Raw genomic sequence first — 22,384 nt, 5'->3', positions numbered from 1 at the left:
GTAACCGTTCACCAGGGCCCTATTGACAGTTAGTAATATTTATTTTCAATGATCGTGGGGATCCTATTGATTGATCCCGCCAGTCTGTCAGAGTGGTTTCATGCCACGTAAAAAGCAGCCCACAAAGCCACCCGTCGCTACTAATCTCGATGATGCCAATGAGCTCATTAGTACACTCTGGGACAGGCTAAATGACCTCGAAGACCGACTGAATCAAAACAGTCGTAATTCATCGCGCCCGCCATCTTCTAATGGTCCGAGTGTAGCTTCATCTGCGCCAGCTAAAAAGCCGACGGGCCGTAAGCGCGGTGCGCAATCCGGCCATAAAGGTAGTAAGCGGATGCTGGCCGATACCGTTGATGAGACGCGCACCTATTATCCCGACGATACTTGTGCTTGCGGTGGTGACATTGCTATCAATGATTCCCCTTATCGTCGGCATCAGGTATTTGATATTCCCAGCCAGGCATTCTCTGTAGTCGAACATCAGTTGCATCAGGGCCAGTGTTGTCAGTGCAGTAAAACGGTAAAAGCAACGCTACCTGACAACGTGAATCAGGGGCAGATGGGAAATAACCTGCTAGCCTATGTGGCAATGCAGTCGGGGCAGTTTCACCAGAGTATCAGTAAAATCCAGCAGCAGCTCGAACAGAACTTCGGTTTATCGTTCAGTCGCGGTGCTATCTCTGAAGCGCAGGGCCGGGTTAGTTCAGTACTGACGCCAGCGTATCAGGATATCAAAGAGACGATGCGCACTGAGGCGGTGGTGCACTGCGATGAAACCCGTCATCAGCGTGGTAACGAAAACCGCTGGATGTGGCAGGTATGCACAGCAGAATTATCATGCTTTATGACGCACTTCTCACGTGGCGCCTGGGCGGCAAAGAAACTACTCGGCGATAATCCGGAAAACATTGTTGTTACTGACCAGTATGCCGGTTATCACTACATCGATTCAGACCACCGTCAATTGTGCTGGGCGCATATCTTAAGAAACATGAATGCGCTGGCGGAAAGCTGGGGTACGAATAAAACCTATGGAACAACGTTAGTCAGGCTCATTCGCATACTGTTCCGGCTGCAACACCGGTATGAGAGTAACGCACTAAGTGAAAAGCGATACCTGGACCGGATGGAAAAACTACGCATCGCCTGGCGAGAGCAACTTGAACTGGCATCAAGACGCTGTGTGACTCCCCGCTATCAGAACCGGTGTAAGCTACTGCTAAAACACGATGACATGTGCTGGGTATTCCTCAGTCACGATGGCGTCCCTCTCACTAACAATGAAGCCGAGCGTTCATTGCGAAGCTATGTGCTGTGGCGAAAAGGCAGCTATGGCGTGTGGTCACATCGGGGCGAACTGTTCAGACAACGTATACTCACCATCGTAGAAACCTGCCGAAAACAAAAGCTGAATCCTCTGAAATGGATCCGGGCAATACTTGCTGCGACGCTGAATAAAACCACCTATCCTCTGCTCAACGACTTTAAAGCTGCCTGTCAATAGGGCCTTGGTGAACGGTTACGCTGGAGAGAGCAGTAGCTTGCTTGATCTTTTGTAAGTTTTCTGTGACCTACAATTCCTATCCTAAGAGCTATGGGTACTTTGGGGTATTCGAGCGTCTTCCTGTAAGTTTCAAGTCTTTCGCTAAAAACAGGTTCGGTCATGGCAACTACCTTACAACATTATTGGAAGTCATTTTTTTGAGCATCTCCGGGATATGCAAAATTGCATCTCGGTCTTTTTGCTTCTCAGATTCTGGAAGTAGGTGCCACGGTTTCAGACTAGGCGATAAACGCTTTACCGCATCTTTTTCACCTTCAGTAAATCGCCATCCGCTCAAAAACTTTTCAGCCATCCATCGGAGATGTTCCGTCTGAGCCAACATTTCCACATTCTCTCTGGTCAGAGCATTCTGCATTTCCAAAGGTTCAGGATTCGCTTTACCGGTTAGCAGCCTGCATTTCGTGCTTATATGATCAGCTTGATTGCGATTTGCATCTTTAAGCGTTTCAGGCAGGTCGGCCCAACTTACAAGCGAAGAATTGTCCTTAATCGTAAATCCCGCTCCTGTCTGTTCAGCGACATACTGTTCGTGTATGTTTCGTGCAAACAAATCATGCTTTTCGCCAAAGATACTACTAAAGCTATTGGTGACCGTATGTGTTTTCGCAAAATGAATCCCCTTTTCATCAACAAACTCTGAAGCTAGCCAGCTAAAAGTTTCGTTATTTTCAGTTTCGCTCACAACCATGGGACAAGATACAGACATGTCTAAAAGACTCTGTAACGCCATTAAAGCGTAGTCAGATTCGTGCATAGCGATATAACAGCAATCTAGATGACTTGAACAGAGTTGCTCATCAAAATCCTCTATGCTTGGCTCTTTCAAATATACTTTCTTAATTTCTAGATACTCTAACTTTTCTTCGTTTAGCAGTAGTGTGCTATGCTCGTCGTCTTTAGAAGCATTTCTTTTTATTGCTAATACTGAAATTTTCAAAGTTGTATTAGCGCCATAAATACCAATTTCAACTAACCTTTTAACCAACGCGTCGACTAGCTGGGTGTCTCCGACAATAGCTATATTGATACAAGGTCGTTTAGCGATATCACTAATCAAACAATCTGGTCCAAATTCATTTAAGAGCCATCTTGCCGTTACTTTGTAACTATTGATAATTTTGGTGGTGATATTGGGGTGATTGACAGAAAATAGTGGCCGATTATATAGGGCTCGAACAAGTGACTGATTGTTGATTTTGCATACGATATTTAATGAAGATAATCGCTTTTGGTATGCGGCGTTATGAATCACTTCAAGATTAGTTGTATCTGAATTTGTAGCAGCGAATAAATAACTTGCTTCTACAGTATTTATCCGTTCTAAAATAACAGGGTCAGATGGATTGGCTGCAACGAAATATATTTTCTGCTTACCCAGGAGTCCAAGGTATTCATTATTTTCATTGGGGTCAACGACAACAGGCTTTATGCCATGCTTGACCATTGAACGCGCAAGTTCGAAACTACCTTTGTTTAACCCCACTATAACACAGTGTTTTTTTAGCTTTTTAATTTGAATTGTATGAACACTATCTTTCGCGAGTACTAATATAGTTTTTATCAGCGTATAGCTTAAAGTAACTGGCGCCAGCCAGCGAGCCAGCTCTAGTGACCACGGCAGCTGGTCTTTGGCAGCGAATTGCATGAGAAAAAGGTTGATAGCATGATAAATCGAATCCAGTAGAGTTGCGCTTTGTTTCGCTGTTTCAAAATATTGGTTGTAACCGTGAACACCCAACATGAAGGCAATAACGCCGACAATTATTAAACTGTATCTCTCATGTGGCGAAAAGAAACTCGGTGCTACCTGCTCGCTCAACTGAAACTCCCTTTACCTGATTAAAATCACTTAAAATAATAACGAATTGAGTTGCTTACGTAACATTAAAACACGCCAAATCTATTATTTTACAAGCCGCAATCCTAAACCAATTAAGTCAGTTCGCCAATAGGTTATCTCTTTGTCCATTGGCATAACGCTACTCGTATCATTATATTTTTAACGCAGATATAGGAAAACTAGCGCTTTAAATTAGGGATGCAGGACAGAATCTCTTATTCAATTTTTTCATTATTTTTTAAAAAATAAATTCAAAACTTAACATACTGTTACGGAGTTTAACTGCAAGAAGTAATGCCATGACATCTCATGTATCTAATAAAAAGCAAGTTGAAGTACAAAGTCAGGTTAATGATAACTTATCCGAAGCAGCCAGAACCTTTGGACTAATTAGCGATAAAGTGCTCGAAAGGATTCGCTGCGGATGGAATGTTTATTAAGCGCTTGTAGTTGTTGAGTGAAGCAGAATTGGGAAAAGCTTTTGAGCGACTTTGTTAAGTACAAATGTAGTAAGAAAAGAAACACAAATTCTCAAAAAGCTGCGTACGAGAGATTAATTTAGCGCTGTCAATGAGTTATAAAACTGGATTTACGATTATGTTTGATAGAGTTTTTAGAAGAAAACTAAATGGTGCGTCTACCCTGATTCGAACAGGGGACCTCTACCATGTCAAGGTAGCGCTCTAACCAACTGAGCTATAGACGCAAATCTGAACGTCGGTGAATACCGAGTGGCGCGTATAATAGCGATGCCCCCGCCACTGTGCAAGCAGAAATTGCGAGAATTGCTTTAATTGCCTGTAGTTTAACCAATCACGAACTAACTCGCCCGGCACAGGAATGGCAGCGGCTGGATAACATCCATTATAGTGCCCTTGCGATAGATATCAGCAAAGCATTCACCTAAGCGATCAGACTCGCTGATTACCGTTTGCCAGTATTTAATGCGAGTGCTGGCATCGAATTTTTCGAAGTCTTTGCGGTCGGGGATTTTGCCGTAAGGCAAGGAGGCAACAAACTCATCCGATGGCACCAGCATCACCACATTGTCAAAACTGCTGGCATGGGGAATTCGTCGTTTAAGAGCTTTGTCGAACCAACCTGGGATGGCACGGGGATAAAAATGCGGGTACAGCACCAGGCCATCCTGCGGGCCGAACGATAGATCAAAGTGATAATCTATGATCCCGCCGTCGCGGTACATTCCCTCTGGTGCAGCCACCATGCGCTCTACCCCGTCAATCACCAGCGGAATTGAGCCAGAGGCTAACAAGGCGTCTTTAACGTTATTAAAGCCCAGCTCGATATATTCGGTATTTAACTGGTAGGGATCGTTAATCTGCAACTCGCTGTCCGGAGCAGAAAAGACGCTGCGGGTATACAGCTTTTTGAGTAAACGGCGGTTCATGGTGTTCGCTGCAGCACTCACCCCAAGGCCCAACATCTGGCGATACCGGCCGTAATGCTGCATTAAGCCGTGGCAGCGAGCGGCAATCACGTGCAGCTTGAATCGCCTGTTGGTAAGTACCTCCATTACACCATTACGCCCCATCACATAATCGATCAGTTCGCGGGCTTTATGGGTAATTTCTCCAGGGCCTGGTTTGGGGGAATATACGGTTTGAGAATAGTTTTCTGCCAGCCGGTTAATGGCGGCAACCGGCTCGCGCTGAACGAAACAAGCCGAACGAAAAGCGCCGGCAGAGGAACCAATTACATTAACCTGTTGTGAAGACCCCGCAAAAAACGCCGGAAACAGGATCCGGTCGATCCCGGCCAGCACAAACCACTTGGGCCCGCCGGAGGCACCCAGCACATGAGAGAATAAAGCAGGCGTCAGCCCGTGTTCACGAATACGTGCCAGTGCAGACGGACCGGCATAGATGGAGAGCGGCATTCCCAAAACGGTATGTACCTTTACGGTTAAATTATGATTTTATTGCTTAATCCTACCCTAATGGCCTGATCAGGTAAATTGCCCCGAGGTACAGGTTTTAATCATCATAAAAAGTTGTGAAAAAGTCTGGATTCCTGCTCTGATTTATGCCCATCAACATACTGAACATATATTATACAGCCAGATAAAATCATTATTTTCATAAACTTACAAGTTACCACATAACTACTCAACAAAGTTATCCACAGATATAGTGGATAACCTTTGCCTGGCCAAATAACACTTGGGTTCGGATTTTGGTTAAGGTATAAATGAAGTGAAATTTAGATACCCGGCCTTATATGACCTTCTCCATTGCCAAACCGCTCAGTTACTCAGCGCCCGCTTCTGGCGAAGCGGTAATGCGCCTTAATGCGCCTGCTACCGGCGAGGTGTTGCGGCTGGATGAATTACCTCATCCGCTCCTTCAGACTGGTTTGTTGGGCACTGGCGCTGCTATTAACATGACTACTGGTGAAGTGAGTGCGCCAATTGCCGCAGTGGTTCAGAGTATTAATATTGCCAAAGCGCAATTAGTACTGGTGCACGCCAAAGGCCTTAAGCTTCAATTACAAATTGGTCAGCCCGGTGAGATTAGTTACGGCGAGAGACTTAAATGGCTAGTTAAAAAAGGCCAGCGCTGTGAGGCCGGAACGTCTTTGCTACAAAGCGATCCATTATGGATAAAACAGCAGGACGCACTTCCGGTGTGCGTCCTGACTTTATTAAATGCTGGCAGGCTCGGTGCCATCGTTTTAACTTCCGATCCGAAGATCAGAATCAATGACGAAGACTTTCTGGCCCTTTACGCCTGATCCATCACCATTTATTTATTCAGCGTGTGTGTCAGGGTAATTTCGGCATTCAGTACTTTGGAAATCGGACAGTTTTCTTTTGCCCCGCCGGCAATTTCCTTAAACTGATCTTCCTCAATGCCATTAACCACTGCGTCGAGTACCAGCTCTGATTTTACCACGCTAAAGCCGTCACCATCCTTTTCCAGCGTGACGTGGGCTTCTACTGATAGTTCTCCATCTTCGAAACCTGCGTCAGCTAATGCAAATGATAAGGCCATAGCAAAACAGCTGGCGTGGGCACTGCCCAGCAGCTCTTCCGGGTTGGTACCCGGCTCGTCTTCGAAGCGGGTATTAAATCCATAGGGCTGATTCTTCAGTGCACCGCTCTGGGTACTGACTTTGCCCTTACCTTGTTTGCCCAGTGGCTGATAGTGTGCGGATGCAGTTTTTACAATACTCATCGATGACCTCCGATAGTCTGTTTTGAAGCCGGCGCTGAATCGGCCGGCAAAAAATGATGTACAGTCAATGAAGCATGTGCCATGCCGGTATGAGCAAATGCCCTGCAAGCCTTTACTGGCAGGCAATGAGGTTATCTTTGCAGTATCAAATAGTTAAACTCCGGCAGTGGTCTGTGTCATAATTACCGGCATTGCACAAAATTTTCATACTGGCAGTGTCTTCTTCGCTCAGCCGATTTTACAGCTTGAGATGGTCAGGATAGACTTGCCAGCATTTATCGATTCAACGAGGCAACAGCATGACGGTAGTGATGTACGGTATTCCCAACTGCGATACCATCAAAAAAGCAAAAAACTGGTTAACTCAGCACGATATCTCTTTCACATTTCACGACTATCGCAAACAGGGTGTGCCCCAGGACGTACTGTCTGAAGCACTTAACGAACTGGGCTGGGAAAACGTGCTGAATAAACGTGGCACCACATACCGCCAGCTCTCTGACGAACAGAAAGCTAACCTTTCGGCATCAACCGCACTGCAATTGCTGATAGAAAACCCGGCGATGATTAAGCGGCCTTTACTGGTTACCGATAATGCCATGCACCTGGGCTTCAAGCCGGCGCAGTACGAGGAGATCTTTAACTAATGACCGACGTACTCGAGTTAACCAAAGAGCTAATAAATCGCCGTTCAGTCACCCCTGAAGATGCCGGTTGTCAGGACTTTATGAAAGCCTGGCTGGCCAAGTCAGGCTTCGAAAATGAAACCATGGTGTTTGAGGATACTACCAACCTGTGGTCCCGCCGTGGAACCGATGGCCCGGTATTTTGTTTTGCCGGTCATACCGATGTGGTACCCAGTGGCCCGGAAGATGCCTGGCAAACGCCGCCGTTTGTCGCTACCGAAAGAGACGGTAATCTGCATGGTCGTGGCGCAGCCGATATGAAAGGCTCTTTGGCCGCAATGCTCGCTGCTACCCGCCAGTTTGTGGCGGATTACCCGGACCACCACGGCAGTATCGCCTACCTTATCACCAGTGATGAGGAAGGCCCGTTTATTAATGGTACAACCCGGGTTATCGACACACTGGAAGCCCGAAATGAGAAAATTACCTGGTGCGTAGTGGGCGAACCCTCCAGTACCGATGTGGTTGGCGATGTGGTGAAAAATGGTCGGCGTGGCTCACTGACCGGCGATTTGGTGGTAAAGGGCATTCAGGGGCACGTGGCCTACCCGCATCTGGCCCGTAACCCGGTGCATCAGGCTGCCCCAGCTCTGGACGAGCTGGCACAAGCCCACTGGGATAACGGTAACGACTTTTTTCCGCCCACCAGCTTTCAGATCTCCAATATTCACGGCGGCACAGGTGCCGGTAATGTGATCCCCGGCGAACTGCATGTGTGCTTTAACTTCCGCTTCTCAACCGAAGTCACCGATAAGCAGCTTATCGCTAAGGTAGAAGACATCCTCGACAAGCATGGCCTGGAATACGAAATAAAGTGGACCTTTAACGGTCAGCCTTTTTTAACCGACCATGGTGACCTGTTAACCGCCACGCAGAAAGCCATTGCCAGTGAGATGGATTTTGATACGGTTTTATCTACTGCAGGCGGTACTTCAGATGGGCGGTTCATCGCGCCAACTGGTGCTCAGGTGGTTGAATTAGGCCCGGTAAATGCCACCATCCATAAAATTGATGAGCACGTGCGGATTAAAGATCTTTATCATCTGGAGCGTATTTATTATCGCCTGCTGGAAAACCTGCTGACATGAACCTGGATAAAGCCTGGCTGGGCCGCGATGACAGCGCCCTGATTAACGTAGGTGAACAACATCGGCTGCTGCCAGCAGTGGCCGAAGCGTTTAACGCCATGCAACAGCACGCCCGCGAGGCCGGTCAGGATATGCAAATCGTTAGCAGCTATCGTAACTTTGACCGCCAGTTGTCTATCTGGAATCGTAAATGGCGGGGTGAATTGCCACTGTATAGCCATCAGGGCGAACAACTCGATGCCGCTTCCTTATCAGACCAGGAAAAAGTGTACGCTATACTAATCTGGTCGGCCCTGCCCGGTGGCAGTCGTCACCACTGGGGCACCGATCTGGATGTGTATGATAAAGCCACGGTAGACGCCTGTGGCGGCCAGTTTGATTTGGTTGATGCAGAATACCGCTCGGGTGGCCCATGCTATGCGCTGGCTCAGTGGATGGATAAGCATCTGGCAGACTTTGGCTTTAGCCGGCCATTTTTGCAGGATAACGGCGGCGTTGCCACCGAGTTATGGCATCTTACTCACAACAGCAGCGCGGCAGCGTTCGAAGCCCGGCGCAATCAGCAGGCACTTTATGAATGCTTAAGCAACGCGCCCATGGAAGGTAAATCCACAGTGCTGGCCATGCTGGACGAATTATTCAACCGTTTTGTATTAAATCAGGGAGTGCAGCAGCGATGAGCATGTGGGTAGTTATTGGCATTATTGTCGGCGTACTGGGCATCATTATAAGTAATATTATGTTGCTGAAATATAGCGCCAAATTCAAAATGCCAAAAGCCTATACGCCACCAGAAGTGCCCGGAAAAAAACAGGCAGAAACAGAAAATGGTGAGCAGTCGGAGCAAAAGCGCCCCGACCAGGAGTAACTTCGGTTAAGCAACCGTTACTGCAGTACCACTGATGCTTACCATCAGCATGCTGTTTTTGTCACCCAGCACTTCGTAATCCAAATCGATGCCTACTACGGCATTAGCTCCCATGCCGAGAGCTTCCTGCTCGAGCTCACGAAAAGCAATCTGACGCGCTTTGGTTAGTTCATCTTCATAAGAGCCCGAGCGCCCGCCCACAATGTCGCGGATAGAAGCAAACAGATCCTTAAAAATATTGGCGCCCATAATGGCTTCGCCAATCACAATACCGTGATAGCTTTTAATTTCTTTACCTTCAATGGTCGGTGTTGTCGTTAGTATCATGCTGATTCCTTAAATAATACTTGTTGTAATTGTGCGACCTGACGGGCCGCCTCCTCATCGGTATATTTTACGGCGGGTAATTTGCCCCACACAGGTGCCGGCCAGCTTGGGTCGTCATGAAAACGCACTACATGATGAATATGTAGCTGAGCCACCACATTACCTAAAGCGCCGATATTCATTTTGTGGCCGGCGTAATGCTTCATCATTGCGATCGCCACTGCGCGACTCTCGGCACAAAACTGCAGGTAATCCTGTTCATCCAGATCGGCGAGCTCCACCAGCTGTGGACGCCGGGGCACCAGAATAAGCCAGGGGTATTGGCTGTCATTCATCAATAATACGCGGCATAAAGGTAAATCCCCTACCATCAGCGTGTCGGCATCAAGTACCGGATCCAGTTCAAACATCAAGTTTCTCCACTGTGGTTGGCACCACTGTTAACAGTGCCCGCTGACCTATAGCAACCTTTGCATTAGGGAATACTATCGCCTCACCTTCGTGTTCAGCCACGTATTCGCAACCGGGCTCTGAGGCTAACACCTCGCCTTGCTTAAAATCGCTAAAGTTGGGGGTATCGTCATCGAAATGCAGCTTAAAGTCGGCATGATTACGGTTAATCACCTGATTAACCCGGTAAATCAGTAAGCTATCCAGATTAGCCTCAGGGGCATAATCGGTTTCGCTGAGTAACGCAATCAAAGACGCCCGGGCCGCTTCAAAGCGCGCCATATCATTTTCGCCAAATGGTCTTACTTTACCCAGCTCTACGGTAAATCCGCGGGCTTTACAGGTAGCGGTAGAGAAATAACTGAAAGTCGTAGTGGGGGCTGAGGACAGCAGAAACGTATTAACCCCACAGGCCGCCAGAAAACCAAACTGTTTAGTGCTGTGTTCACGCTCATCATCAAGGTAAGGCATGACCACAAACTTTTCGTTCTTGGAGTCACGAATAGCGGTGTGCAAATCATAGTGAAGTTTTTCATCGCCCTCACCTGCCTTGCTGAAAAAGCCGATAACCGATTCTTCGAGTAACTTTGCCCGCTGACACTCTGCATTATTGCCCTGTTGCCAGGCGCCACTAAACAGCCGGTTCATGTTTTCTTCAACAAAGCGTTTACCAATGTTCATGGCTGGCAGGTTGCCAAAGATCAGCAACAGACGATGTTTAAGCTGTAAATCGCCGGTTAACACTGCATCCAGAATATCAGAGCAAATTTCGATGGGGGCGGTTTCATTGCCGTGCACACCGCAGGAAAGCACAATGTGCTTATTGCCGGCATTATCCGGTTCGATAACAATAATGCCAGGTGCCGTGACTACCACTTTGTCACCCGAGGGCAACGCCCACTGCCGGGTCTGAGCAAAGGTGTCGGGCTGAAAACGGGAAAGGTGCAGAAACTGGCCATTCGCCAGATCAGAAAGTTCCATATTGTGTCTGTGTTAAGTCCTGAAAATAACGTATCGTTAGTTTAGCGCGATAGCCATAAGGATAACAGCAACACAAAAAGTTCTTAGAAAAGAGGTGTCAAGCTGGCGTTTCAGCGCGGACTGGCAGCTACCACTTTACGCCGGGATGGCGAATCACCAACGATAATATCGCTGTGCGCCAGGCGCACAAATTCATGACTCGGGATTGCCTTGGAAAACAGGTAGCCCTGCCCCGTTTTGATGCCTATTTCTCTGAGTACATGCAATTGTTCAATGGTTTCCACCCCTTCGGCAATCACTTCGCAGTGTTTGGCATTGCCAATCACCCGAGCCGCTTCAATGATGGCCTTATTCACCGGATTGTCGCTAAGTTCCATCACAAAGGTTTTATCAATCTTGAGCGCATCCAGGGTAATTTCACGAATATAGGCCAGGTTTGAATAACCTTTACCGAAATCGTCCACAGCGATCTTAATACCCATGTCATGAAGTTCAGCTAACTGCTTTTTCACCATCAGTGAATTAGACACCGCAATGTCTTCGGTAAGCTCCAGCTCAAGACGAGACAGATGGATATTGTATTTGTTACTTAAGGATTTGAGGTTGGCAATAAGGCGGGTATCGTATAACTGGGTCGGAGAAATATTCACTGACAAGGTAATATCAAGCCCTTGCAGGTCAAAATCCACCAGGCCCTTTAAAGCCGTTTCTAACGTCCAGTAGCCCAGCTCGTTCATCATGTTGTACGACTCGGCCGCCTCGATGAGTGGACCGGGGAACAGCAAACCGTCTGTCGGGTGGTTCCAGCGCAGCAGGCACTCCGCCCCAACGATTTCCAGCGTTTGCAAATTGACCTTGGGCTGAAAGTACAGCTCCAGCTCGTTTCTGGCCAGCGCTCGCTGTAAATCTGCTTTTAACGCCAGGCTGCGGCCAGTCTCAGCCTTATCCAGCATACCCAGCAGGTAAAAGTTTTCGTATTTGTTTTCCTTTGCCTGCTTAAGCGCGGTTTCGGCCCGCGAAACAAACAAAGTAAGATCGAATTCGCCCTGGGACTTAGACACCACGCCAACATTAAAGTCGGCAATGAACGCATGGCCGTCGTAATACATGGGCGATTTGAAGTGCTCAACCAGGAACTCAAATTGTTGCTGCAGCACCACCGGCGAGTGAACACCGGGCAACACCACACCAAATACATCACCACTAATGCGCCCAAACTCAAAATCGTGGTTAAACAGTCCCTGCAAACGGTTAGCAATTTCCAACAGGAATTGATCGCCTACCTCTATACCAAAGCTGGTCGTCACGTCTGAGAAGCGCACCACATCGATCAGCATCAGCGACAGCTGATTGTGACGGTCCCCACATTGCGCTATTTTATCGATAAACGCATATCGATTGGGGATGGTTGCCAGCGATAAATGTGAGCGAAGCATGCAGTGATAAAATCCTAAAACAAAATAACGCAAGTTATTGATAATAAACTATAGAAACATTGAACACTGCGACATGCAAGCGCAATCAAGTATTCATCGCAATACCTTAGTATTATTTACAAATTCGTTTATTCAGGCAACAAAAAAAGCCCCGTAAAGGGGCTTTAGAATAACTAACAGTTAGCCTTTTCGTACCGGACAGGCATTTAGCTTCCAGATGCGTTCAACGTAATCTCTGATTGAACGGTCGGAAGTAAATTTACCCATTTTGGCAGTATTAATGATGGCCATTTTGGCCCAGCGTTCCTTGTCGCGGTAGGCTTTATCCACCTCTTCCTGCGCTTTGGAATAGGCTTCGTAGTCGGCCAGTACCAGGTATTGGTCGCCATGATCCAGCAGGCTTTGCTTAATTGACGCCAGCGCACCGGGTTTACCCGGCGTGAAGTAATCGGTTTCCAGCCAGTCCAGCACCGCTTTAATTTCCGGGTTTTTGTAGTAGTAATCGTACGGCTTGTAGCCAGACGCTTTAAGCTCGTTGACTTCATCTACGGTTAAACCAAAAATAAAGATATTGTCATCGCCCACTTCCTCGGCAATTTCAATATTAGCACCATCCAGGGTCCCGATGGTTACTGCACCATTTAATGCCAGTTTCATGTTACCGGTACCCGAAGCTTCCTTACCAGCGGTACTGATTTGCTCTGACACATCGGCCGCAGGGATCATCTTCTCGGCCAGCGACACACGATAGTTAGGCAAAAACGCCACTTTGAGTTTTTGATTCACCCGTGCATCGTTATTGATCTTATCGGCCACTTTGTTGATGGCATAGATAATATCTTTCGCCAGTTTATAGCCTGGTGCCGCTTTGGCGCCAAAGATAAACACCCGGGGATGCATATCGTAATCCGGATTTTCCAGCAATCGGCGATACAGTGCCATGATATGCAGTAACGCCAGGTGCTGACGCTTGTATTCGTGCAGACGCTTAATTTGCACATCAAAGATGGCGTTAGTGTCTACATCAAAACCCAGCGATTCTTTAATTTCGGCGGCCAGCAGCTGTTTATTCTGCTGCTTCACCTGCATAAATTGCTTCTGGAAGGTTTTGTTACCGGCGTATTTTTCCAGCCCTTCCAGCTTTTTAAGTTCCAGCGGCCAGTCGGCCCCGACTTTCTTATCGATAAGTTTAGACAGCGCAGGGTTACAGGCTTTTAACCAACGACGCGGCGTAATACCGTTGGTCACGTTAGTCAGTTTGCCTGGCCATAAGGCGTCAAACTCAGGGAACAGGTTTTGTTTCACCAGGCGCGAATGCAGTTCGGCTACACCGTTCACCGCAAAGGAGCCTATCACAGAAAGATGCCCCATGCGGACCATCTTCTCATTGCCTTCCTCAATGATCGACAAGCGGGCTTTTACGGCGTTATCGCCAGGCCATTTCTTATCAACCTCTTTCATAAAGCGGTGGTTAATTTCGTAAATGATTTCCAGATGACGCGGCAGGATTTTCTCCAGCATGCGAGCCGGCCATCTTTCCAGCGCTTCAGGCAGCAAGGTATGGTTGGTATACGCAAATACCTTGGTACAGATACCCCAGGCCTGATCCCAGTCGAGCTCGGCGCGATCGACTAAGATACGCATCAGTTCCGGAATAGCAATAGCCGGGTGCGTGTCGTTTAACTGGATAACCACCTGATCGATAAAGCGGCTCCAGTCATCGCCATGGGCACGCTTATAACGGCGGATAATGTCTTTAAGTGAACAGGCACAGAAGAAATACTGCTGGATAAGGCGCAGCTCTTTACCCGCTTCGGTTTCATCATTCGGGTACAACACTTTAGAGATGGTTTCTGCCTGTACGTTTTCGACCTGCGCATCCACATAACCACCGGCATTAAATACGTCCCAGTTAAAGTAACCAGAAGATTTACTCTGCCATAACCGCAACACGTTTACGGTTTTACCGCCGTAACCCACCACCGGAATATCCCATGGAATACCCTTAACAATATGCCCCGGGTGCCATTCTTTCTGGATACGGCCGTTTTCACCGTACTTGGTTTCTACGTAGCCGTATAACGAAACTTCCTGAATCGACTCAGGACGGCAAATTTCCCACGGGTTGCCGTAATCACGCCAGCTGTCCGGACGCTCAATTTGTGCGCCGCCCTGAATTTCCTGGCGGAACAGACCGTGTTCGTAATGAATACCATAACCGATGGCCGGCAATTCCATAGTTGCCAGGGAGTCAATAAAACAAGCAGCCAGACGACCGAGGCCACCATTGCCCAGTGCCATGTCCGGCTCTTCTTCCAGCACATCGCTCAGGCTAACCCCCAGTTCGTTGAGCGCATCATTCGCGACATCAAACAAACCAAAGTTTTGCAGGTTATTCGACAATAAGCGGCCCATCAGAAACTCGGCCGAAAAGTAATGTACCGCGCGGGTATCATTCAGATAATGGGTTTTCTGGGTTTTGCGGATCCCTTCCAGCACTTGCTCCTGCATGGCTGAGCAAGTTGCTTTCCACCATGCATGGTTATTGGCTTTGTTCTCATCTGTACCTAACGTACAGTGCAGGTGCCTGACGACCGCAGCTTTAAATTCGCTTTTGTTGATAGTCACATCGCGTTCAACGTTGGGTTTCTTGGCGCTCATGTGTGGTTCTCACTATAGATGTCTGGTTAACAGTAAAATGTAATTTAATTACAACTCTATAGTTCAAATATAACAGCATTAGAATGACTTGTTTGTAAAATATTTGTTAAAAATAGAAAAATCCAGCATGGATTTTAATCGGCATGCTGGATTTTAACATTTATTTTACAAAAATTAATGAGATGAAGTAGCTACTTGATAATTTTTGCTACTAATTGCTCGGCTTCTTTAATGAGCTCCTGTAAGTGACTTTCACCATTAAAGCTCTCAGCATAAATCTTGTAAATTTGTTCGGTACCGGACGGACGCGCAGCAAACCAGCCGTTTTCGGTAGACACTTTAACCCCGCCGATGGCGGCGTTGTTACCAGGCGCGTGAGTCTGCACGTTGGTGATCGGTTCGCCGGCCAGCGATTCGCTGGTAACTACGCTGGCGTCCATGGCCGACAGTTTGGCTTTCTCTTCCAGACTGGCCGCCACATCCACACGCTGATAACACGGTGAACCAAATTTCTCGGTCAGTGCCTGGTAATGCTCGCCGGGATCCTTACCGGTAACGGCCAGGATTTCCGCCGCCAGCAAACACATAATAAAGCCGTCTTTGTCGGTGGCCCAGGTCTGTCCGTCACGCTGCAGATAAATACCGCCAGCACTTTCTTCGCCGGCAAACCCGAGCGTGCCATCCGACAGCCCTTCAACAAACCATTTAAAGCCCACTGGCATTTCTGCCAGTTCGCGACCCATATCGCCCACTACACGATCGATCATGGAACTGGAAACCAGCGTTTTACCTACTTTCAGGCTGGCATCCCACTGTGGGCGGTGCTGGTACAGGTAATTAATGGCAACCGCGAGGTAATGATTAGGATTCATCAGACCGCTGCTGGGGCATACAATACCGTGGCGGTCAAAGTCCGGGTCGTTGCCCCAGGCTAAATCAAACTTATCTTTAAGCTCTATCAGTCCGGCCATGGCATAGGCCGAGGAACAGTCCATCCGTAACTTACCGTCTTTATCACGGCGCATAAAACCAAACTGCGGGTCAACCTGCGGATTTACCACATTAATATCCAGACCATAGTGTTCTGCCAGATATTTCCAGTAGCCCACACCGGCACCACCGAGCGGATCGGTACCCAGTTTTAAACCGGCTTTGGCAATGGCCTGCATATCCACCACCTCTGCCAGATCTTCAATATACGGCACCATAAAATCTTGTTCCGACACAAAGTCAGAGGCCATGGCGGCTTTTAAGTCGATACGTTTAACGTCTTTATTGCCACTGGCAATCAGGCTGTTAGCGCGTTCCTGAATGATTTTGGTGACATCACTGTCGGCCGGTCCACCGTGCGGCGGGTTATATTTAAAACCACCATCAGATGGCGGGTTGTGCGAAGGCGTGATAACAATGCCATCAGCCAGGCCTTCACTACGACCGCGGTTGTAACGGATAATAGTGCGGGAAATAACCGGCGTTGGGGTGTAGCCTTTAGAGTCGTTGTCGTCGCGCTGGATCACCACCGAGACATCATTAGCACTAAGCACCTCAATGGCCGTAATCATCGCCGGTTCTGAGAGTGCGTGGGTATCCTTACCAATAAACACCGGGCCGGTAATTTGCTGGTGCTCACGATATTCCGCCAGCGCCTGACAGATGGCAGCGATATGCATATCGTTAAACGTTGTTTGTGCCGCTGTGCCACGGTGGCCTGAGGTGCCGAAGCTAACCGCCTGTGCAGGGTCGGTAGCATCCGGTTGATAACTAAAATACTGGCTAACCAGTTGGGCCACATTAATAAGCTGCTCAGGAGCAGCCGCCTTACCAGCTTCCGAGTGTAACGCCATGAAAATATCCTTTTGTAAGTCGTGAAATCACATCATTGTTTACGAATCAAAGGTTTCGCTAACGGATTTCACTACCTTATCGTCATATCCTAAAATCTGCAAAACCTGGCTCAGCATGGCCAGTTTTTTTGCCGTATTGTTGTTTGTTACCACCCAAAAACCGCTTTGAGGAATGGCTTTTGGATTAGTACTGCTGCCAGATTTAAGCAGTTCTTCTTTGCTGCTGGCAAAGTACTTACGGTTTTTGCCAACAATCGATTCAACTTTGGCAAAGTCGCCCGGGTGTTGCAGATAAATCTGTTGCAGGATAAACAGGAACTGATCAACCCTTTTGTCGAACTGGCTCAGGGCATCTTTATTAACGCACTGCAGTAAGTCATCGCCCGATACCGATGGCGCAGTGGCTGTTGCTGCTGGCACAGGCGAGGGTTTTGCCTTAGCAGTGGTTTTAACCGGCGTTTCAGCTGCCGGCTCCGGAGTGGTTTCTGCCTGAGCGGGTGCAGCGGATGCCGCAGGAATTGAAGCGCCACTGGTTACTACGGTAGTAACGATTCCGGGCTCGTCGATCAGTAACCGACGTAAAATTTCACAAGCACTCTCACCAATATGTTTTGTCTGGCTGGCGATAAACGCATACAGCTCATCATCTATTTCTATTGTTTTCATACATACTACTTCCGTTTTTTGGCGGTCATTATAGTCAACCCGGCTGAGGATCGCAGCACTTTATACAGACAACTTCCACCGATCGCCAATCGACTGCCTAAAATCTCTGTCAGGCGCGCTACTCTCTCCTATACTTAAGTATCAGGACAATCACCTAAGTTGCTGTTTATATTTGCTAGAGTAATCCTGCTAATGGAATTGACGTATAAAAACGAAAGCGCTAAAACCGGACATTATCATGCATACAGATCTCTCACCGGCGCTGGCTTATCTCGATAGCCAGGTCCTTGGTAAGCAACATCAGATTAAGCTCGCGGTAACCTGCCTGCTGGCAGACGGTCATTTACTGATAGAAGATTTACCCGGCATGGGAAAAACCACTCTCTCCCATGCTTTAGCAACGGTGTTTGGTTTACACTTTTCTCGTATCCAGTTTACCTCCGATCTGCTTCCCGCTGATATGCTGGGGGTTAATATTTACAATACCCGGCAGGGCGAATTTGAATTTCATCAGGGTCCGGTGTTTAGCCAGGTAGTGCTGGCTGATGAGATTAACCGGGCCAGCCCGAAAACGCAGAGCGCACTGCTCGAGGCGATGGAAGAAAACCAGGTAAGCATAGACGGCAGTACTCATTCACTGCCCTCACCGTTTTTTGTTATCGCCACGCAAAATCCCAGTTATCAGGCCGGTACCTATCCGCTGCCAGAGTCTCAGCTTGACCGCTTTTTAATGCGTATCAGCCTGGGCTATCCCGACGGCGAAGCTGAAAAGCGCATGTTGCGGGAATCAGCAGGTGTCAGCAGTCATCATCAAAAGCCTGCCAGTCAGGTATTAAGTGCTGAACAATTACAGGCCATCCAAAAGCAGGTCAGCGATATTCATGTAAGCGATCCGATCCTGGACTACTTGCTTCGGCTGGTAAATCAAAGCCGTGATAACAGTGAATTCCCCTACCCGCTCTCGCCGCGGGCCAGTAAAGCACTGATGCGCGCCGCGCAGGCCTGGGCTTTGCTACATCAGCGTGATTTTGTGTTGCCGGAAGATTTACAGGCAATCTTTACCGCCGTTGCCGAGCACCGCTTGCGTGGCAGTCAGACTGACTACCGGGAAGATGGCCTGCTCAGCCAGCGTATTCTTGACCTTACCGATCCGCTAGCTGCCTGATGGTCTCACGGCTTAAACGTTCAGTTTACGATCTGCAAAACCGTTGGTTACAGCGGCGTATACCGCCGAGCCCTCGCTATCAGTTAAACCTGAAAAACGTGTTTATTTTCCCCAGCCGGTTTGGCTTTGGCTATCTGCTCACCTGTGTGGGACTGTTTATTTTAGGTACCAACTATCAGAACAACCTGATGTTGTTATTGTGCCAGTTCCTGCTGGCTATCTTCTTGCTGCATCTATTTGTCAGCTACCGTAACTTTACCGCTGTGTCGCTATCGTTAAAGGATATCCAGCCGGTCTACGTTTCAGAACATGCCCTGTTGTGTTTGCAACTGCACGTAAATAATGAAGACATGCCCTTTTACGGGGGGTTACATATTCAGCTACGGGGCACTTCTCTGGCCTTGTTAAATCGCCGCGCGGATCGGGATCGCGAAGTTAAATTATTGCTGCCCGCTGCGCAGCGCGGCATTTTTCGTTTACCCAGAATCACCCTGTCATCCACCTACCCTCTGGGGCTGTTTCGCTGTTGGACCCACCTTGATTTCAATAAGTCGCTGGCCATTTACCCTAAACCCATTGCCTCAGCATTAAAACTGACGTCCACTGATGCCAGTCAGGGCGACACCGCTGGCAATGTGGCCGGCATTGATGAATTTGACACCCTGCGTACCTTTAAGCCCGGTGACCCGATGAACAGAGTGGCCTGGAAACAAGCTGCCAAAGGCGGCGAACTGAGCACAAAAACTTTTAACCAGGCACAGCAGGAAGGTGGCTGGCTGAGCCTCGATACTTATGCAGGTGAACCTCTTGAGAAAGCGCTGGGGTTGCTTACTTATCAGGTTAACCGGTTATCTTCTCAGCAACATGTTTTCGGCCTGAACATTGGCAACAAACGCATAAAGCCCTCCACCGGCGAGGCCCATAAACACCGTTGTCTTAAATCACTGGCCCGTTACCGGCAATGCGAGCAAGACTATGCAGCCGATTGATAAACCCATTCGCAACCAAACCGCCAGTGCGCTTATCGCTCTGGTGTTTTGCGTATTGAGTATGAGTCTGTTTGAGCCCCTGTTATTCTGGGTACTACTGATTTCCCTGTGCGCTACCGGCATTCGCCTCGTGATGTACTTTGGCTGGTATCAGCCTATGCCCTCGCTGCGTACCATTAATCTGCTGGGGTTGTTGTGTTGTCTGTGTCTGGGCTGGTTCAGCCTGCAGATTGGCCTGTTACTCACCATGGTTAACCTGCTGATTCTGGCTGGCGCCTTAAAGCTTATTATACTCAACCGGCCACGGGACTTGTTTCACCTGTTTTGCACCTGCCTGTTTGTTATTGGCATGGGTTTTACATTTCATCAGTCTGTCGTCATGACGTTATTTTATGGCCTGCTAACCCTGTCGTTGTTAGTTGCCCTTGGCCGCTACTTTTCACCGTCACAGCATTTACCCTGGCATATCAAACGGCTGGCGGTAATGAGTGTGCAGGCACTGCCCATCGCAATCCTGCTGTTTCTCATATTGCCCAAACTGCCCCCTTTATGGAAAATGCCGGTGTCGAAAAGTACCGAGACCGGATTAACCGATACGGTAACTCCCGGCGATATAGCCAACCTGACCCAATCCGGCGAACTGGCTTTCAGAGCCACGTTTACGGGCGCTCTGCCGCCTCCCGCCGAACGTTACTGGCGGGCCCTGACACTTGAGTATTTTGATGGCAAACAATGGTCTGTCAGCCCGCTGCGCAAACAAGTACGCAAGCAATATCGCCTACTTAATAACGAGTTTAAGCCCCGGGTGAGCGGCAGTTGGTGGGAGTATGAAGTAATAACTGAGCCCACTAACAAGCACTGGTTATTCAGCATAGACGTAGGCATACCCGACGACCTGAACAGTTCCCAAGCCATCTGGCAAAGCAGTGACTATTCCTTACTCAGCGAAACACCGATTACTTCACGACGAGCTTACCGGGTGCGTTCTTATCCCACCACGCCGATGGACCAGACACTCTACAGTATCGATAGCAGGCTGAACCTGCAGCTACCGAATAATCCGGCGGTGAATCCACAAACCCAGGCCTGGGCCGAACAAATAGCTGCCGACAACGTTACTCAGGTTGAACGGGTACAGGCCGTGCTGGATTATTTTGTTGACCAGGGCTTCCGTTACACCCTTACACCGCCGCCTATGCCGGATCATCCCATTGATGATTTTCTGTTCATACATCAGGAAGGCTTTTGTGCTCATTACGCCAGTGCCATGAGTTATGTACTGCGGTTACTGGGCATTCCGGCCAGAATGGTAGCCGGCTATCATGGCGGCGAATCGTTACAACCAGACGTACTCAGCGTCTATCAGTATGATGCTCATGCCTGGGTAGAGGCGTGGCTGGACGGCCGCGGCTGGGTCCGTTTTGATCCCAGCGGTATCGTCGCTCCGGCCCGACTGGAGCTGGGGTTGCAGCAAGCCGTGGAAGAGGAGTCGTTCCTGGCCAATAACCAGATGGCCAGACTGCAACAGCTGCCGCTGTTTGCCGAGCTACGCAATCTTTACAGTTTATTGGATTACCAATGGAGCCGCTGGGTGCTTGGGTTCGACGCTGAACGTCAGCAAAACCTGTTAGTACTGTTATTGGGCAAAGTAACTACTCAGCGGATTATGTTTCTGATGCTGGGTATATGCCTGGTGATAGGGTTGCTGCTGGCACTTTACTTTATCCCGCACTGGCAGCGTAAACGCCCACCAGCAAATCTACGCTGGTTTTTACAGGCCAGCCAAAAGGCTGAACAGATTACCGGTCTTGAGCGTCATAATGACGGTCCTGAGCACTTTGCCGAACGCGCAGCCCAGCGGCTTTCGCCCCAATCGGCCAGTCAGTTTAAGGCAATCTGTCAGGCTTTTATCGCCCTGAATTACGCACGAGATGGTGAGGCCAGCGCCCAGAGCAATGCCTTTATTACGCAGTGTAAAACGTTTATACGCCAGGCTAAGGCACTGTAACACCAGTGGCTTAACGGTAGCGGCTTAACAGGTAATTGAGGTGGGCACGCACTTCCGGCCATTCTCCCTGGTGCAGGCTGTACATCACGGTGTCGCGGATAGTGCCGTCACGGCGCATATGGTGGCCGCGGATCACACCGTCTTTTTTCGCTCCTAACCGCTCTATGGCCCGCTGACTGGCATAATTATAATTATCGGTGCGCCACCCGACTACATTGCAGTTGAGTACATCGAAAGCGTGCGACAGCATCAGCAGCTTACAGGTGGTATTTACATGGGTTCGCTGAGCACTTTTAGCATACCAGGTATAGCCAATTTCAAGACGTTTAACCGCAGGCAGAATATCGTGATAACTGGTGGTCCCAAGCACATTTCCTGTTGCCTGCTCAATAACCGCAAAAGCGAAGCGGTCGCCGGCCTCGCGAGCGCGCAGTGCTGCGCCGATATAATCCGCCGTGGCATCGGGTTCAGGTACCGAAGTCACCCGCAACTGCCATAATTCGCCATCGGCGGCGGCAGCCTTTAAACCTGCCTCATGAGCGACTTCCAGTGGCACCAACGCCACGCCGTTAGCGCTAAGGGTTACTGCTTTAACAAAGGTCGTCATACCA

Annotated in this window: 20 protein-coding genes and 1 tRNA gene; 9 read left to right on the top strand and 12 right to left on the bottom strand. The window is 48.7% G+C overall.

The genetic code is table 11. The features are described 5' to 3' along the window. Positions 1-100: 100 nt before the first annotated feature. Complete coding sequence (gene tnpC / locus D9T21_RS14895; RefSeq protein ID WP_123323152.1) at positions 101-1,510, top strand: IS66 family transposase; 1,410 nt, start codon at positions 101-103, stop codon at positions 1,508-1,510. Positions 1,511-1,676: 166 nt separating this feature from the next. On the opposite strand, the gene D9T21_RS14890 is transcribed toward tnpC, so the two are convergent. From D9T21_RS14890 to D9T21_RS14880, 3 genes are all read right to left on the bottom strand, one after another. After that, complete coding sequence (locus tag D9T21_RS14890) at positions 1,677-3,389, bottom strand: NAD-binding protein (RefSeq protein WP_123325739.1); 1,713 nt, start codon at positions 3,387-3,389, stop codon at positions 1,677-1,679. A 650-nt stretch (positions 3,390-4,039) separates the two neighbouring features. After that, positions 4,040-4,116: transfer RNA gene (locus tag D9T21_RS14885), tRNA-Val, on the bottom strand. 114 nt (positions 4,117-4,230) lie between these two features. After that, positions 4,231-5,307: a patatin-like phospholipase family protein gene (locus D9T21_RS14880; protein ID WP_123325738.1), complete on the bottom strand. Its 1,077-nt coding sequence runs from the start codon at positions 5,305-5,307 to the stop codon at positions 4,231-4,233. A gap of 341 nt (positions 5,308-5,648) precedes the next feature. Between D9T21_RS14880 and D9T21_RS14875 the strand changes: the two genes are divergently transcribed. Then, complete coding sequence (locus D9T21_RS14875; protein ID WP_123325737.1) at positions 5,649-6,161, top strand: PTS glucose transporter subunit IIA; 513 nt, start codon at positions 5,649-5,651, stop codon at positions 6,159-6,161. Positions 6,162-6,172: 11 nt separating this feature from the next. On the opposite strand, the gene D9T21_RS14870 is transcribed toward D9T21_RS14875, so the two are convergent. After that, complete coding sequence (locus tag D9T21_RS14870; protein WP_123325736.1) at positions 6,173-6,604, bottom strand: OsmC family protein; 432 nt, start codon at positions 6,602-6,604, stop codon at positions 6,173-6,175. A 299-nt stretch (positions 6,605-6,903) separates the two neighbouring features. On the opposite strand from D9T21_RS14870, the gene D9T21_RS14865 reads away from it, so the two are divergent. From D9T21_RS14865 to D9T21_RS14850, 4 genes are read left to right on the top strand one after another with little or no spacing between them, the layout of a single operon-like run. Further along, positions 6,904-7,251 carry an ArsC family reductase gene (locus D9T21_RS14865; protein WP_123325735.1) on the top strand — a complete coding sequence of 116 codons (348 nt, stop codon included), beginning with the start codon at positions 6,904-6,906 and terminating at the stop codon, positions 7,249-7,251. Beyond that, entirely contained in the window at positions 7,251-8,378 is a 1,128-nt protein-coding gene (dapE, locus tag D9T21_RS14860) for a succinyl-diaminopimelate desuccinylase (RefSeq protein ID WP_123325734.1), read from the top strand. The genes D9T21_RS14865 and dapE overlap by 1 nt, the downstream gene beginning before the upstream one ends. Then, positions 8,375-9,058, top strand: coding sequence for a M15 family metallopeptidase (locus D9T21_RS14855; RefSeq protein ID WP_123325733.1), 684 nt, complete (start codon positions 8,375-8,377; stop codon positions 9,056-9,058). The genes dapE and D9T21_RS14855 overlap by 4 nt, the downstream gene beginning before the upstream one ends. Then, entirely contained in the window at positions 9,055-9,246 is a 192-nt protein-coding gene (locus D9T21_RS14850; RefSeq protein WP_123325732.1) for a DUF2897 family protein, read from the top strand. Before D9T21_RS14855 ends, D9T21_RS14850 begins: the two co-directional genes overlap by 4 nt. A 6-nt stretch (positions 9,247-9,252) precedes the next feature. On the opposite strand, the gene D9T21_RS14845 is transcribed toward D9T21_RS14850, so the two are convergent. The 7 genes from D9T21_RS14845 to seqA all read right to left on the bottom strand — a co-directional run bounded on the left by D9T21_RS14845 (position 9,253) and on the right by seqA (position 17,611). Beyond that, a complete protein-coding gene (locus D9T21_RS14845; protein ID WP_123325731.1) occupies positions 9,253-9,573 on the bottom strand; it encodes a heavy metal-binding domain-containing protein in 321 nt (106 codons plus the stop codon). Beyond that, positions 9,570-9,983, bottom strand: a complete 414-nt coding sequence (locus D9T21_RS14840) for an HIT domain-containing protein (RefSeq protein WP_123325730.1) — start codon at positions 9,981-9,983, stop codon at positions 9,570-9,572. Before D9T21_RS14840 ends, D9T21_RS14845 begins: the two co-directional genes overlap by 4 nt. Beyond that, the gene (gene astE, locus D9T21_RS14835; RefSeq protein WP_123325729.1) at positions 9,976-11,004 is read right to left on the bottom strand and encodes a succinylglutamate desuccinylase; all 1,029 of its coding nucleotides are present in this window, start codon (positions 11,002-11,004) and stop codon (positions 9,976-9,978) included. The genes D9T21_RS14840 and astE overlap by 8 nt, the downstream gene beginning before the upstream one ends. A 110-nt stretch (positions 11,005-11,114) precedes the next feature. Further along, complete coding sequence (locus D9T21_RS14830) at positions 11,115-12,440, bottom strand: putative bifunctional diguanylate cyclase/phosphodiesterase (RefSeq protein WP_123325728.1); 1,326 nt, start codon at positions 12,438-12,440, stop codon at positions 11,115-11,117. Between the two features lie 180 nt (positions 12,441-12,620). Continuing rightward, positions 12,621-15,101 (bottom strand): glycogen/starch/alpha-glucan phosphorylase, encoded by a 2,481-nt coding sequence (locus D9T21_RS14825; RefSeq protein ID WP_123325727.1) that lies wholly within the window; start codon positions 15,099-15,101, stop codon positions 12,621-12,623. A 191-nt stretch (positions 15,102-15,292) separates the two neighbouring features. Next, positions 15,293-16,945, bottom strand: a complete 1,653-nt coding sequence (gene pgm / locus D9T21_RS14820; protein WP_123325726.1) for a phosphoglucomutase (alpha-D-glucose-1,6-bisphosphate-dependent) — start codon at positions 16,943-16,945, stop codon at positions 15,293-15,295. A gap of 39 nt (positions 16,946-16,984) precedes the next feature. Next, entirely contained in the window at positions 16,985-17,611 is a 627-nt protein-coding gene (gene seqA / locus D9T21_RS14815) for a replication initiation negative regulator SeqA (protein WP_123325725.1), read from the bottom strand. A 205-nt stretch (positions 17,612-17,816) separates the two neighbouring features. On the opposite strand from seqA, the gene D9T21_RS14810 reads away from it, so the two are divergent. Genes D9T21_RS14810 through D9T21_RS14800 form a run of 3 tightly spaced genes read left to right on the top strand, consistent with a single transcriptional unit; the run spans position 17,817 to position 21,773 of the window. Then, entirely contained in the window at positions 17,817-18,776 is a 960-nt protein-coding gene (locus D9T21_RS14810) for an AAA family ATPase (RefSeq protein WP_276309512.1), read from the top strand. Then, positions 18,776-19,765, top strand: a complete 990-nt coding sequence (locus tag D9T21_RS14805; RefSeq protein WP_123325724.1) for a DUF58 domain-containing protein — start codon at positions 18,776-18,778, stop codon at positions 19,763-19,765. The genes D9T21_RS14810 and D9T21_RS14805 overlap by 1 nt, the downstream gene beginning before the upstream one ends. Then, positions 19,752-21,773 (top strand): transglutaminase TgpA family protein, encoded by a 2,022-nt coding sequence (locus D9T21_RS14800; RefSeq protein ID WP_123325723.1) that lies wholly within the window; start codon positions 19,752-19,754, stop codon positions 21,771-21,773. Before D9T21_RS14805 ends, D9T21_RS14800 begins: the two co-directional genes overlap by 14 nt. 10 nt (positions 21,774-21,783) lie before the next feature. On the opposite strand, the gene D9T21_RS14795 is transcribed toward D9T21_RS14800, so the two are convergent. Beyond that, positions 21,784-22,380, bottom strand: a complete 597-nt coding sequence (locus tag D9T21_RS14795) for a GNAT family N-acetyltransferase (protein ID WP_123325722.1) — start codon at positions 22,378-22,380, stop codon at positions 21,784-21,786. Positions 22,381-22,384: the final 4 nt, after the last annotated feature.

This window comes from Marisediminitalea oceani (genome assembly GCF_003731635.1).
Lineage (GTDB): Bacteria > Pseudomonadota > Gammaproteobacteria > Enterobacterales > Alteromonadaceae > Alteromonas > Alteromonas oceani.
The sequence above is the reverse complement of the archived record's forward strand: the minus strand, read 5'-3'. Positions and strand labels throughout refer to the sequence as shown.